This is a genomic window from Stenotrophomonas sp. 109824_Sma, assembly GCF_056480025.1.
In genome coordinates this window covers 3,645,922-3,658,212 of sequence record NZ_CM151078.1, presented here as the reverse complement: position 1 = coordinate 3,658,212, position 12,291 = coordinate 3,645,922, and the positions used below count along the sequence as shown (strand labels likewise).

The 12,291-nt window shown below is 67.6% G+C and carries 9 protein-coding genes; 2 read left to right on the top strand and 7 right to left on the bottom strand.

Features of this window, described 5'->3' with window-relative positions:
• The first annotated feature begins 62 nt into the window (after positions 1-62).
• Positions 63-371 carry a TFIIB-type zinc ribbon-containing protein gene (locus ACZK1G_RS17230; protein ID WP_014038203.1) on the top strand — a complete coding sequence of 103 codons (309 nt, stop codon included), beginning with the start codon at positions 63-65 and terminating at the stop codon, positions 369-371.
• Positions 372-414: 43 nt separating this feature from the next.
• Here ACZK1G_RS17230 and ACZK1G_RS17225 read toward each other — a convergent pair whose 3' ends face one another.
• From ACZK1G_RS17225 to ACZK1G_RS17200, 6 genes are all read right to left on the bottom strand, one after another.
• Positions 415-927, bottom strand: a complete 513-nt coding sequence (locus tag ACZK1G_RS17225) for a GNAT family N-acetyltransferase (protein ID WP_101765950.1) — start codon at positions 925-927, stop codon at positions 415-417.
• A gap of 81 nt (positions 928-1,008) precedes the next feature.
• On the bottom strand, positions 1,009-2,019 hold the full coding sequence (locus tag ACZK1G_RS17220) for a copper resistance protein B (RefSeq protein ID WP_101765949.1): 1,011 nt from the start codon (positions 2,017-2,019) through the stop codon (positions 1,009-1,011).
• Complete coding sequence (locus tag ACZK1G_RS17215; RefSeq protein WP_101765948.1) at positions 2,016-3,839, bottom strand: copper resistance system multicopper oxidase; 1,824 nt, start codon at positions 3,837-3,839, stop codon at positions 2,016-2,018. Before ACZK1G_RS17215 ends, ACZK1G_RS17220 begins: the two co-directional genes overlap by 4 nt.
• A gap of 75 nt (positions 3,840-3,914) precedes the next feature.
• Positions 3,915-4,298 (bottom strand): CopL family metal-binding regulatory protein, encoded by a 384-nt coding sequence (locus ACZK1G_RS17210; RefSeq protein WP_197659435.1) that lies wholly within the window; start codon positions 4,296-4,298, stop codon positions 3,915-3,917.
• A gap of 154 nt (positions 4,299-4,452) precedes the next feature.
• Positions 4,453-6,258, bottom strand: a complete 1,806-nt coding sequence (gene recQ, locus ACZK1G_RS17205) for a DNA helicase RecQ (RefSeq protein ID WP_014038198.1) — start codon at positions 6,256-6,258, stop codon at positions 4,453-4,455.
• 592 nt (positions 6,259-6,850) lie between these two features.
• Positions 6,851-7,399, bottom strand: coding sequence for a Dps family protein (locus ACZK1G_RS17200; RefSeq protein WP_006439098.1), 549 nt, complete (start codon positions 7,397-7,399; stop codon positions 6,851-6,853).
• A gap of 86 nt (positions 7,400-7,485) precedes the next feature.
• Here ACZK1G_RS17200 and hrpA point away from each other — a divergent pair, with 86 nt between their 5' ends.
• Complete coding sequence (hrpA, locus tag ACZK1G_RS17195) at positions 7,486-11,568, top strand: ATP-dependent RNA helicase HrpA (RefSeq protein ID WP_101765947.1); 4,083 nt, start codon at positions 7,486-7,488, stop codon at positions 11,566-11,568.
• Between the two features lie 75 nt (positions 11,569-11,643).
• On the opposite strand, the gene ACZK1G_RS17190 is transcribed toward hrpA, so the two are convergent.
• On the bottom strand, positions 11,644-12,168 hold the full coding sequence (locus ACZK1G_RS17190) for a hypothetical protein (protein ID WP_049442966.1): 525 nt from the start codon (positions 12,166-12,168) through the stop codon (positions 11,644-11,646).
• Positions 12,169-12,291 lie beyond the last annotated feature (123 nt).

The following is a 12,291-nucleotide window of genomic DNA, read 5'->3' as shown; positions in this document are numbered from 1 at the left end:
CGTTGCCGCACAGTCATCACCACGCAGGTACAGTCGAGGCCAGACCGACAGGAGCGACGCCGATGCTGTGCCCCGTGTGCAAGACCCAGACCCTGCAGATGGCCGAACGCCATGGCATCGAGATCGACTATTGCCCGGGCTGCCGAGGCGTGTGGCTGGATCGTGGCGAGCTGGACAAGATCATCGAGCGCGCCGGTGCCGGTGCGGCCGTGCCGCCGCCAGCGCCCGTGCAGGCCCAGCCGGCGTCCGCGCCGCCACCGGTAATGCACCGTGATACCCGCCACCTCGGCCAGCGCTACGAGGACAACCGGGGCCACGGCTACAAGAAAAAGAAGAAGGACAGCTTCCTGTCGGAACTGTTCGATTTCTAATTTGTAGCGTCGAGCATGGCTCGACGCTACATGGATCGCATGATCACGCCCGGCGCAGGATGAACTCGCGGTCGTGGGTGTCGCCGACGATGAAGTCGTACTCGCCAGCCTTTTCGCAGCCATAGCGTGCATAGAAGCGCTGCGCACCGAAGTTCTCCTCCCACACGCCCACCCACAGGGTGCGGCGCTGCGGCTGGTCCAGCCAGGTCATGAACGCGTCCATCAGGCGCGCGCCGTGGCCGCCGTTCTGGTGCGCGGCCAGGATGTAGAACCGCTTCAGCTCGATATCGCCTTCGCGTGCATCCGCATGCGGCAGGGTGTTGGCACCGGCCGCCAGATAGCCGACCACGGTTTCATCGTCCATCAGCAGCCAGATGGCACTGCGTGGGTCGGACAGTTCGATGCGCTGCGGTTCGCGGCTGTAGTGCGCCTGCAGGAAATCATGCAGCTCCTGCGCCGGGTACGAGTCGCCCCAGGTTTCGTTGTAGGTGGTGATGGCGATCGCCGACAGGGCGTCGACATCGGCAAGGGTGGCGCGGCGGATCTGCAACGACATGGCGGGGCCTGCAATGGAGCGTGGCGCAGTGTAGCCGGCCCCGGCGACTGCCGGGGCTGGCCATTGCTCACGAACCGCTGCTCAGAACCACATGCGCACGCCGGCCACCCAGCGTGTGTCGCGCGCGTGGTCACCGGCGTAGTCGGCGGTGTCGCCAAACGTGCGTTCGTGGCTGATGCCGATGTACGGCGCGAAGCGGCGGCTGAACTCATAGCGCAGGCGCAGACCGGCCTCCACCTTGTTCAGTCCGCGACCAATGCCGTACTCCGGTTCATCCCTGGCCGCGATGGTGGCTTCCAGCAGCGGTTGCAGGATCAAACGGTTGGTCAGCAGCACGTCATACTCAACCTCGGCCTTGGCCAGCACCTGGCCACCGGAGCCCATGTACAACGTGGCCGAGCTTTCGAACTTGTACGGCGCCAGGCCCTGGATGCCGACCGCTGCCCAGGTGCGCGAGTCGGCCGGGCGGAAGTCCTGGCGCACGCCGACCAGCACGTCCCACCACGGCGACACGCTGCGGCCGTACAGCGCTTCCAGTGACGACGATTCGGTGCGGCCACGACTGCGTTCGCCATCGGTGCGCAGCCACAGGCGGTTGATGTTGCCGCCGATCCAGCCGGTTGCCTCCCAGGCCTGGCCATTGCTGCTCTTGCCATCCCAGTGTTCGAGGCGGTCGATCAGCAGCAGGCTGTTGATCTCCGGCGCATGCTCCATCGCACCGTGGGCGATGGGCGGGAAGGCAGCGGCGCGGTCGGCATCGGTCGGCACCGGGATGGGTTCGCGCGGCTCAGTGGGTGCGGGCGCGGCGTGACCCATCGCCGCATGATCCATCCTGGAAGGGGCCATCGTGGTGTTGTCCATCGCCGCCGGTTGCATCGCGCCATGGTCCATCTTCGAGTGATCCATGGCTGAGTGGTCCATCGCGCCCGGATCCATCTTCGAATGATCGACCGGTGCGACCGGCGTCTTCGCGGTCGTTGCGGGCGGATCCATCGCGGCCATGTCATGGCCTTCGTGCGACTGCGCGAACACCGGCAGCGCGGCGGCCAGGCCCAGCGCCAGCAGGCTGGGGGAAAGCAGTGAGCGGCTCATTCTTCGATCCTCACTTCGCGCATCATGCCCGCTTCCATGTGGTACAGCAGATGGCAGTGGTAGGCCCAGCGGCCGAGCGCATCGGCGCGCACGCGGTAGCTGCGGCGGGTGCCGGGTGGCATGTCGATGGTGTGCTTGCGCAGCTGGAACTCGCCCTGCGCGTTTTCCAGATCGCTCCACACGCCGTGCAGGTGGATCGGGTGCTGCATCATCGTGTCGTTGACCAGCACGATGCGCATGCGCTCGCCGTAGTTCAGCCGCAGCGGTTCGGCGCTGGCGAACGGGACGCCATCGAACGACCAGGAGAACTTCTCCATGTGGCCGGTCAGGTGCAGTTCGATCTCGCGGCTCGGCTCGCGGCCATCGGGATCCTCGAACAGGCTGCGCATCGCACCGTAGGTCAACACCTGGCGGCCGTTGTCGCGCAGGCCGATGCCGGGGTCGTCCAGCTTCGGTTCGGTGGCCGAACTCTGCATGTCCACCAGCGGGTTGTTGCGCTCGCTGGCCGGGTGCTTCGGCGCCTTGCTGGCGTCGCCGCCGGCGGACGCGCCGTGGCCCATGCTGGCGCCGCAGCCGCCTTCCATGCCCTTCATCGCGGCCATGTCGTGGCCGCCGTGGCCACCAGCGCCCATGTCGTGCCCCGACATGCCGTGGCCCATGTCGGCCATGGTCAGCAGCACGCGTGGGTCGCGCTCGGGAATCGGCGCCTGCAGGCCGTGGCGAACCGCCAGCGTGCCGGCGGCGTAGCCGGTGCGGCCCATGTCCTGGCAGAAGATGGTGTAGGCATCCTGGCCGCTCGGTTCGACGATCACATCGTAGGTTTCGGCCGGGGCGATGCGGAACTCATCGATGCTGACCGGGTGGATGTACTGGCCATCGGCAGCGACCACGGTCATCTTCAAACCAGGAATGCGCACGTCGAAGTAGGTCATCGACCCGCCATTGATGAAGCGCAGCAGCACCTTCTCGCCACTGCGGAACAGGCCGGTCCAGTTGCCGGCCGGGGCAGTGCCGTTCATCAGGTAGGTATAGGTGTTGGCGTTGACGTCGGACAGGTCGGTCGGTGTCATCCGCATCCGTCCCCACATGCCACGGTCGGACAGCGCCGCCGACCAGCCGTCGCGCTTCACGTCGCGCAGGAAATCCGGCAGCGTGCGCATGTAGTAGTTGTCGTACGCCGCCAGCTTCTTCATGCGGCGGAACAGCGCGCCCGGGTCCATGTCGGTCCAGTCGGACAGCATGATCACGTGCTCGCGGTCGTGCCGGTACGGCGCCGGCTCGGCGGGATCGATGATCAGCGCGCCGTACAGGCCGGCCTGCTCCTGGAACATCGAGTGGCTGTGGTACCAGTAGGTACCCGACTGCTTCAGCTCGAAGTGGTAGTGGTAGGTCTCACCGGGGCCGATGCCGTTGAAGCTCAGGCCCGGCACGCCGTCCATGTTGGCCGGCAGCAGGATGCCGTGCCAGTGGATCGAGCTCGGGTGGCGTTCCAGCGTGTTGCGCACGAACAGGTCCACGGTCTGGCCCTCGCGCCAGCGCAGGATCGGTGCAGGCAGCGATCCATTGACGGTGATCGCCGGGCGGGTGCGGCCGGTGAAGTTGGCCAGCGATTCGCCGATGGCCAGTTCGATGCGGGTGTCGCTGAGCACGGCGGGGGCGCCGGCCAGGCGCGGGGCGGCCGTGGCGGCGGCGAGCGCGCGCTGCGGCACACCGACAGCGGCGACGCCGGCAACCACGCCACCGGCGGCCAGGCCCTGTACGAACAGGCGGCGCGACGGCATGGGCACAGCGCCCGGACCGGGGGGAATGCGGGTATTCATGGTGGTGACTCCAGACACGTAAAGACGCCGGCAGGCGGCCGGCTACGGTGCGCAGGGCGCACGGTGCGTGTGGAATCAGCCGATGGGAGGACGAGAGATCGGCGGCAGCGGCGGCGCCGGACGGCCAGTGGCCGGAATCGGCTGCGGTGCCAGTGACAGTGCCGGGCCGGCCATGACCGGCAGCGGCAGCACCACCAGCAGCGGGTGCTGGGCGCAGCTGCGCACGCAGTCCTTGATCTGGCAGTGGGCGTCGTGGGGCGGGGCCTTGGCCTGTGGGGCCGGGTCGGCCTGCATGCCGGCGTGGTGGTGGCAATCAGGGGTGCCGCCATCAACAGCAGCGGCTGCGGCGTGGGCCATCCGGCCCATTTCCTCGTGACCGCTGGCCATGGCCGCGTTCAGCCCGTTGAGCAACAGGCTGAGCATGAGCACGACACGGAGCAGGGTCGAGGCCAGGGACATGGCGCTAATCTAGCTGCAAGTGGGCGCGGATGCACTTCCGGCTGAATGGCCGGTTCAAGATTGGAGCAGCACCAGTGTAGAGCCGAGCCCATGCTCGGCTGCTTCTGCGGCAACGGCAGCCGAGCGTCGCCCCGGCTCTGCAGGAAGCCCGGCGTCAACCTTCTTCGCGCACGATCTCGACCAGGCGCGGGCCGTAGCGGCTCAGCTTGGTGCCACCGATGCCGCCGACCCGGGCCAGCGCATCCAGGCTGGTCGGGCGCTGTTCGGCAATGTTGCGCAGGGTGCTGTCGTGGAAGATCACGAACGCCGGCACGTTCTGTTCGCGGGCCAGTTCGGCACGCAGGCCGCGCAGGGCGTTGAACAGGGCCAGATCCTGCGGCAGCACCGACAAGCCGGTGCGCTGCGCACTGCGCTCGCGGCCACTGGTGCTGCTGGCGGGATCGCGGCGCATGCTGATCTGGCGACGGCCGGTCAGCACGTCGCGGCTGGCATCGGTCAGGCGCAGGCCACCGTGGCCCTCGCTGTCCACTTCCAGCAGGCTGGCGGCGACCAACTGGCGGAACACGCTGCGCCAGGTGCGTGCATCCAGGTCGCGGCCGATCGCATAGGTGCTGAGCTTGTCATGGCCCTGCTGCTTCACCTTCTCGTTCTCGCTGCCACGCAGGATGTCGATCAGGTGGCCGACACCGAAGCGCTGGCCGCTGCGGTAGACGCAGCTCAGCGCTTTCTGTGCAGGAATGGTGGCGTCCCAGGAGGCCGGTGGTGTCAGGCAGTTGTCGCAGTTGCCGCAGGGCTGGGGGTAGGTCTCGCCGAAGCCGGCCAGCAGCACCTGGCGGCGGCATTGCATGGATTCGCAGTAGCCCAGCAGGTGGTCGAGCTTGGCCCGCTCCAGCTGCTTGCGCTCTTCACCGGCCTCGGACTGCTCGATCATCTGCTTGAGCAGCACCACGTCGCCGAGGCCGTAGCACAGCCAGGCTTCGGCGGCCTCACCATCGCGGCCGGCGCGGCCGGTTTCCTGGTAGTAGCCTTCCATCGACTTCGGCAGGTCGGTATGCGCCACGAAGCGCACGTCCGGCTTGTCGATGCCCATGCCGAAGGCGATGGTGGCGCACATCACGATGCCGTCCTCGCGCAGGAAGCGGCGCTGGTTGTTCGCGCGCACGTCCGGCGGCAGGCCGGCATGGTAGGGCAGGGCGTTGAAGCCCTGTCCGCAGAGGAATTCGGCGGTCTCCTCGACCTTGCGCCGCGACATGCAGTAGACGATGCCGGCCTCGCCACGGTGGCCGCGCAGGAAATCGGTCAGCTGCTTGCGGGCGTTGTCCTTCTGCACCACGGTGTAGCGGATGTTGGGGCGGTCGAAGGAGCTGACGAAGTGGCGCGCTTCCTGCAGATCGAGGCGCTCGGCGATCTCGCGCTGGGTCGGCGGATCGGCGGTCGCGGTCAGCGCGATGCGCGGGATCTGCGGCCAGCGTTCGTGCAGCACGGTCAGCTGGCGGTACTCGGGGCGGAAATCATGGCCCCACTGCGACACGCAGTGTGCTTCGTCGATGGCGAACAGGGCGATCTGGCTGCGCGACAGCAGCGACAGGAAGCGACCGGTCAGCAGCCGCTCGGGGGCGACATAGAGCATGTCCAGCTCACCCGCGAGCAGCTCGCGCTCGACGCGGCCGGCGGTCTCGGCGTCGAGGGTCGAGTTCAGGTATTCGGCACGCACGCCGAGCTGGCGCAGGGCTTCGACCTGGTCCTGCATCAGCGCGATCAGCGGCGAGATGACGATGCCGCAACCGTCACGCAGCAGGGCCGGGACCTGGTAGCACAGCGATTTGCCACCGCCGGTGGGCATCAGCACGAGGGCATCGTGACCGGCAGCCACATGCTCCACGATGTCCTGCTGGGGACCACGGAAATCGTCGTAACCAAAGACGCGTTGGAGCAGGTCGTGCGCGGGACGGGAAGCCATCCGGCTAGTTTACCCCGGCGGGGGTGTCTCGGCAGGGCTGCGCCCTGGGAACGCGCCATCGCATGCGCGCTGCCGCTCCCACGCTTCGCTGCGCGAAACGCGGGCCCACTTACCAGCTCCCAGACCCCCGCCGCTTCGCGGCCGCCCCCTGACTCAGGGGGCTCTCCCCCAGACTTGGCCCGGTGGCCAGTAGATCCACGCCATGCGTGGATGAAATCTGTCAGATATCGACAAACAAAATGGGTCAGATCCATTTTCCGCAGGAAAACGGATCTGACCCCAATGGCTTTGCTGGCAGATCGCGGAGACCTGTCGAAGGCGGGGTGGGTCCGGTGGCAGGGGTGTCCGCGGCATGGATGCCGCGGCCAAGCCCCCATGGGTGAGGGCGCTTTGCTTGCGAAGCACTGCTTCGCAAGCGCCCGAACGCACAGCCGCCAGCGGCTGGGCCGGACCGCGGAGCGGGGTTTACGGCGTCCCCTGCCACCGGACCCACCCCGCCTACCCACAGGAAACCAGCTTTTGCTCCGGCTGTTGCCGTTGCCGTTGCCTCTGCGGGTGCAGGGCTGCAAGCCCTGCCGCCCCCCCTCAAACCTTACTGGAGCAGGGAACGCAGCATCCAGGCGTACTTCTCGTGCGTCTGCAGGCGTTGGGTCATCAGATCCTCGGTCGGGGCGTCGTCACCCTTGGCCGCCACGTCCAGCACTTCACGTGCCGTACGGCAGACCGCTTCGTTGGCGACCACCAACTGGCGTACCATTTCACGCCAGTCCGCACTGTCGGTCAGGCCCGGTTCCTCGGCGATCGAGGTCAACGCAGCGAATTCCCGGTAGGAGCCCGGGGCATTGAAGCCCAGCGCGCGGATGCGCTCGGCCACGTCGTCCAGTGCAGCCCACTGCTCGGTGTACTGCGTCTCGAACATGGTGTGCAGCGAGTTGAACATCGACCCGGTCACGTTCCAGTGGAAGTTGTGCGTCTTCAGGTAGAGCGTGAACGCATCGGCCTGGAAGCGCGACAGACCGTCGGCGATCTTCTTGCGGTCGCCCTGGGTGATCCCGATATCGATGTTCGGCGCCGACGGTGCCGCCGCTGCAAGCTTCTGCTTGCCGGTCTTGGCCTTGGTCGTGCTCTTGGTCTTCGCCATGGGGTTCCTCCTTGTGGAATCGTTGGCCTTCACAATAAACCGGTCGTGATGACTGGTCGCTTTCAAAGTTTTGAACGAACCGATTGATGAACTCTATCGATAAAAATCCATCGCCCCGCCTGCGCCAACAGCGTGCCGCCATCGACGGCGCCATGAGCCGCGACCGGGGCCGTTTGCTGGGGATGCTCTCGCGTTGCCAAGCCAAGCCACAGGATGCGGCACTGGCCGCCACCTTCGAGCAGGCCTTGCAGGCATCGGTGCAGCGCCGAATGACACGGGCGCAGCAGCAGCCGTCCATTACTCTGGACCCGCAGCTGCCGATTGCGCGTGAAGCCGACGCCATCATCGGGCTGATCCGCGACCACCAGGTGGTGGTGATCGCCGGTGAAACCGGCTCGGGCAAGACCACCCAGCTGCCGAAACTGTGCCTGGCCGCAGGCCGTGGCCAGGCCGGCATGATCGGCTGCACCCAGCCGCGACGGATTGCCGCACGTGCGGTGGCCAGCCGCGTGGCGCAGGAACTGCAGAGCGAACTGGGCCAGCTGGTCGGCTACCAGGTGCGCTTCAACGACAAGGTCAGCGAAGACAGCCGCATCAAGTTCATGACCGACGGCATCCTGCTGGCGGAGATCGCCAGTGACCGCTGGCTGTCGAACTACGACACGATCATTGTCGACGAGGCGCACGAACGCAGCCTCAACATCGACTTCCTGCTGGGCTACCTGAAGCAGCTGCTGCGCAAGCGCCCGGACCTGAAGCTGATCGTGACCTCGGCCACCATCGACACCGAACGCTTCGCCCAGCATTTCGACAATGCGCCGGTGATCAGCGTTGAAGGCCGCACCTACCCGGTGGAAGTGCGCTATCGCGCGCTGGAAGGCGAGGGCGAAGACCAGGGCGAACGCACCGTCAACGACGCCATCGTGTCGGCCATCGACGAGATCACCCGCCTGGATGCGCGTGGCGATGTGCTGATCTTCCTGCCGGGCGAGCGCGAGATCCGCGATGCGCACCAGTCGCTGGAACGGCGCAAGTACCGTAATACCGAGGTACTGCCGCTGTACGCGCGCCTGTCCAACCAGGACCAGGACCGGGTGTTCAATCCCGGGCCGAACCGGCGCATCGTGCTGGCCACCAACGTGGCGGAAACCTCGCTGACGGTGCCGCGCATCCGTTACGTGGTCGATCCGGGCTTCGCCCGCGTCAAGCGCTACAGCCCGCGCAACAAGCTGGACCGCCTGCACATCGAGCCGATCTCGCAGGCCAGCGCAAACCAGCGCAAGGGCCGCTGCGGCCGTATCGCCGAGGGCATCTGCTACCGCCTGTACGCCGAGGCCGACTTCCAGGCACGGCCGGAATTCACCGATCCGGAAATCCGCCGCTCCAGCCTGGCCGGGGTGATCCTGCGCATGCTGCAGCTGGGCCTGGGCCGCATCGAGGAGTTTCCGTTCCTGGAAGCGCCGGATGAGCGCGCGGTGGCCGACGGCTGGCAGCAACTGACCGAACTGGGCGCGATCGACGCCGAGCGGCGAATGACCACCATCGGCAAGCAGATGGCACGCCTGCCGGTGGACGTGAAGCTGGCGCGCATGCTGGTCGCCGCGCAGGCCGCCGGCTGCCTGCGGCCGATGCTGGTGATTGCCTCGTTCCTGGGCATCCAGGACCCGCGCGAACGCCCGCCCGAAGCGCGCGGCGCGGCCGACAGCGCGCATGCGCAGTTCGCCGATGGGCGTTCGGAATTCGTCGGAGTGCTGCGCCTGTGGGACGCCTACCGGCAGGCCCACGAAGACCTGACCCAATCCAAGCTGCGCGACTGGTGCGGTCGTCACTTCCTCGGCTTCCTGCGTATGCGCGAGTGGCGCGAGCTGCACCGCCAGCTGCGCCTGCTGTGCGAGGAACTGGGCTGGAAGGATGAAGCCAGTGATGCCTCGATGGCACCGCTGCTGGCCGGCAGCAGTGCACCGGCCCCGGCGCGTGATGATGCCGCCGCAGTGAAAGCCACCCGTGGCCAGCTGCACCGTGCCGCGCGGCTGGCCCGCGAAGGCAAGGCCGAAGCGGCGCCGGCGCCATTGGCCGTGCGTGCACAGAAGGAACAGGCGCCGGTGGGCGGCGGTTTCAGCGAGCGCGTGCGTGCCGCTGCGTACCAGACCCTGCACCGCGCGCTGGTGGCAGGCCTGCCGACGCAGATCGGTCACCGCACCGAGAAGGGCGATTTCCAGGCGCCACGCCAGCGCCGTTTCCTGCCGTTCCCGGGTTCGGCGCTGTCCAAGCGGCCGCCGCCGTGGCTGCTGGTGGCCAACCTGCTGGATACGCAGAAGGTGTGGGGCATGACCCTGGCCGCGATCGAGCCGGACTGGGTCATCGCCGAGTTGCCGCACCTGCTGCTGCGCAAGCACTTCGATCCGCACTGGTCGCGCGCGCAGGGCCAGGTGCTGGCCTCCGAGCAGATCAGCCTGTTCGGCCTGGTGCTGGCGCCAAAGAAGCCGGTGCACTACGGCCGCATCGAACCGGGCGAAGCGCATGACATCTTCGTGCGCCAGGCGCTGGTGACCGGCGAGATCAACACCCGCGCCAGTTTCGTGGCCGACAACCAGAAAGTGCTGGAGATCGCCCGCGAGGAAGAAGCCAAGCTGCGCCGCGCCGGCATCGTGGCCGACGAGGACTGGCAGGCGCGCTGGTACCTGGACCGGGTGCCGCCGCAGATCCATTCGGCCGCAGGACTGGATACCTGGTGGAAGGGGCTTGCACCGGAACAGCGCAAGACCCTGCACTGGTCGCTGGTCGACCTGTTGCCGGGCGAGGGCAGCGAACAGGAGCGCTACCCGAAGTACCTGGCGCTGGGCCAGGCACGCCTGCCGCTGCATTACCGCTTCGAGCCGGGGGCCGACGATGACGGCGTGACCCTGGACGTGCCGCTGCACCTGCTCAATGCGCTGGATCCGGTGCAGCTGGGCTGGCTGGCGCCGGGCTTCGTTGCCGACAAGGCCTCGGCACTGATCCGCAGCCTGCCCAAGGCGATGCGCCGCAACTACGTGCCGGCGCCGGACTTCGGCCGCGCGTTCTACGAAGCGTTCCCGCAGCCCAGCGCCGATGCCATCACCGGCGAACTGGCGCGCTTCCTGTCACGCGCCACCGGCGCCACGGTGACCGCGCTCGATTTCGAACCCGGTTCGATCGAACCGCACCTGCACATGAATCTGCGCCTGCGCGACGAACAGGGCAAGGTGCTCGCGACCTCGCGCGACCTCGATGCGTTGCGCGCGAAGTTCGGCGGCCGTGCCGGCGATGCCTTCGCTGCACGTGCTGGCCGCGAGATGGCGGCCGATGGCCTGCGCACGTTCCCGGCCACACCGGTTCCGCTGCAGGTGCCCGGCGAAGCCGGCGTACCGGCCTATCCGGCGCTGCTGGACGAGGGCGACAGCGTGGCGCTGCGCATCTTCGCCGACCGCCTGCAGGCGCAGGAGGCCCACCCGCTGGGTGTGCGCCGGCTGCTGGAGATCGCGTTGGCCGAGAAGGTGAAGCAGGCACGCAAGCAGTTGCCGGTCGGTGCCAAGACCGGCCTGCTGTATGCCGCCATCGAATCGCAGGAGCGCCTGCGCGGTGACCTGGTCGATGCGGCGATGAACGCAGTGCTGGCCGAGGGCCTGGAAGACATCCGCGATGCGGCGGCTTTCGAGCAGCGCCGCGAGCATGCCGCCAAGGCCCTGTTTGGCGAGGCGATGTCGCGACTGAAGCTGGCCGAGAGCATCCTGGCGCTGGTGGCAGAACTGAAGCCGATGCTGGAAGCACCGTTGATGGGCTGGGCGCGCGGCAACCTGGACGATATGGAAGCGCAGCTGGTCGGCCTGATCCATCCCGGCTTCCTGCGCGATACGCCGGCCGACGCGCTGGCGCAGTACCCGCGCTACCTGAAGGCGATGATCCTGCGCACCGAGCGCGCCAAGCGTGATCCGCCGCGCGACCAGGCGCGCATGCTGGAACTGCATCCGTTCCTGGAGGCGCTGGAGACGGGCGAGCAGCAGGGGTTGCGCGAGCGGCCGCAGTGGCAGGCCCTGCGCTGGGACCTGGAAGAACTGCGGGTATCGCTGTTCGCCCAGGAGCTGGGCGCACGTACCGGCATCTCGGCGAAGAAGCTGGCGCAGCGGGTGGCCGCACTGCGCCAGGCGTAAAAGCGTGCAATGGCCGCCCCATCGGGCGGCCATTGCCGCCGGGCATGGACCCGGCGCGGCTGGAATGCCCGGGTGTTACTTGGCGCGGCGAACCTTCGGCTGCACGTTCACACCGTCCACCTTCATGTACCAGGCCCCCATCACGCCCGGGCGCATGCTGACCTTCGGAGCTTCCTTGCGGCCACCGGAATAGTGCGTGGCATCAATCTGCTCCCACTCCTGGCCGTTCTGCAGCACGTAGCGGCGGCCCTGGCTGAAGCCACGGAATTCGCCCTGCAGGGTGCTTTCGATCGGCTCGCTGCTGCCGAAATCGAAGAAGCCGCGGTTCTTCTTGATCACTTCCTGGCGGCCTTCTTCGCGCGCTGCGGCGACGGCCTGGGTGGTGGCCGCCTCCACTTTGCCCTGCAGCCAGCGATTGAGCGTGGCCAGTTCGTTGGCACTGAGCTTTTCCAGACCGGCGGCCTTGAACTCAGCGGGCGACATCTGCTGCTGCAGGTCGCCCTCCACCACGCGCTGGGCCAGCGCTGGCGCGGAAAGGGACAGCAGCACGGCGGCACAGGCCAGCATCCGGGGACGGACGCGCAGGGCAATCGAAGGCATGGCAGGTCTCTCCTGGGTGTGCTGGCGAGTGTAGCGGCATGTCTTCATGCCGGGTGATGGTGGCCGCGGTGATTGTCCCTGAACGGCGCCGGCGCTAGTGTAGGGGCCTCTGTCTTGCCTGCT

Excerpts from the sequence above, each read along its gene's own strand:
- ACZK1G_RS17230 (WP_014038203.1), top strand. The coding sequence starts at position 63 with ATGCTGTGCCCCGTGTGCAAGACCCAGACCCTGCAGATGGCCGAACGC.
- ACZK1G_RS17225 (WP_101765950.1), bottom strand. The coding sequence starts at position 927 with ATGTCGTTGCAGATCCGCCGCGCCACCCTTGCCGATGTCGACGCCCTG.
- ACZK1G_RS17220 (WP_101765949.1), bottom strand. The coding sequence starts at position 2,019 with ATGAGCCGCTCACTGCTTTCCCCCAGCCTGCTGGCGCTGGGCCTGGCC.
- ACZK1G_RS17215 (WP_101765948.1), bottom strand. The coding sequence starts at position 3,839 with ATGAATACCCGCATTCCCCCCGGTCCGGGCGCTGTGCCCATGCCGTCG.
- ACZK1G_RS17210 (WP_197659435.1), bottom strand. The coding sequence starts at position 4,298 with ATGTCCCTGGCCTCGACCCTGCTCCGTGTCGTGCTCATGCTCAGCCTG.
- recQ (WP_014038198.1), bottom strand. The coding sequence starts at position 6,258 with ATGGCTTCCCGTCCCGCGCACGACCTGCTCCAACGCGTCTTTGGTTAC.
- ACZK1G_RS17200 (WP_006439098.1), bottom strand. The coding sequence starts at position 7,399 with ATGGCGAAGACCAAGAGCACGACCAAGGCCAAGACCGGCAAGCAGAAG.
- hrpA (WP_101765947.1), top strand. The coding sequence starts at position 7,486 with ATGAACTCTATCGATAAAAATCCATCGCCCCGCCTGCGCCAACAGCGT.
- ACZK1G_RS17190 (WP_049442966.1), bottom strand. The coding sequence starts at position 12,168 with ATGCCTTCGATTGCCCTGCGCGTCCGTCCCCGGATGCTGGCCTGTGCC.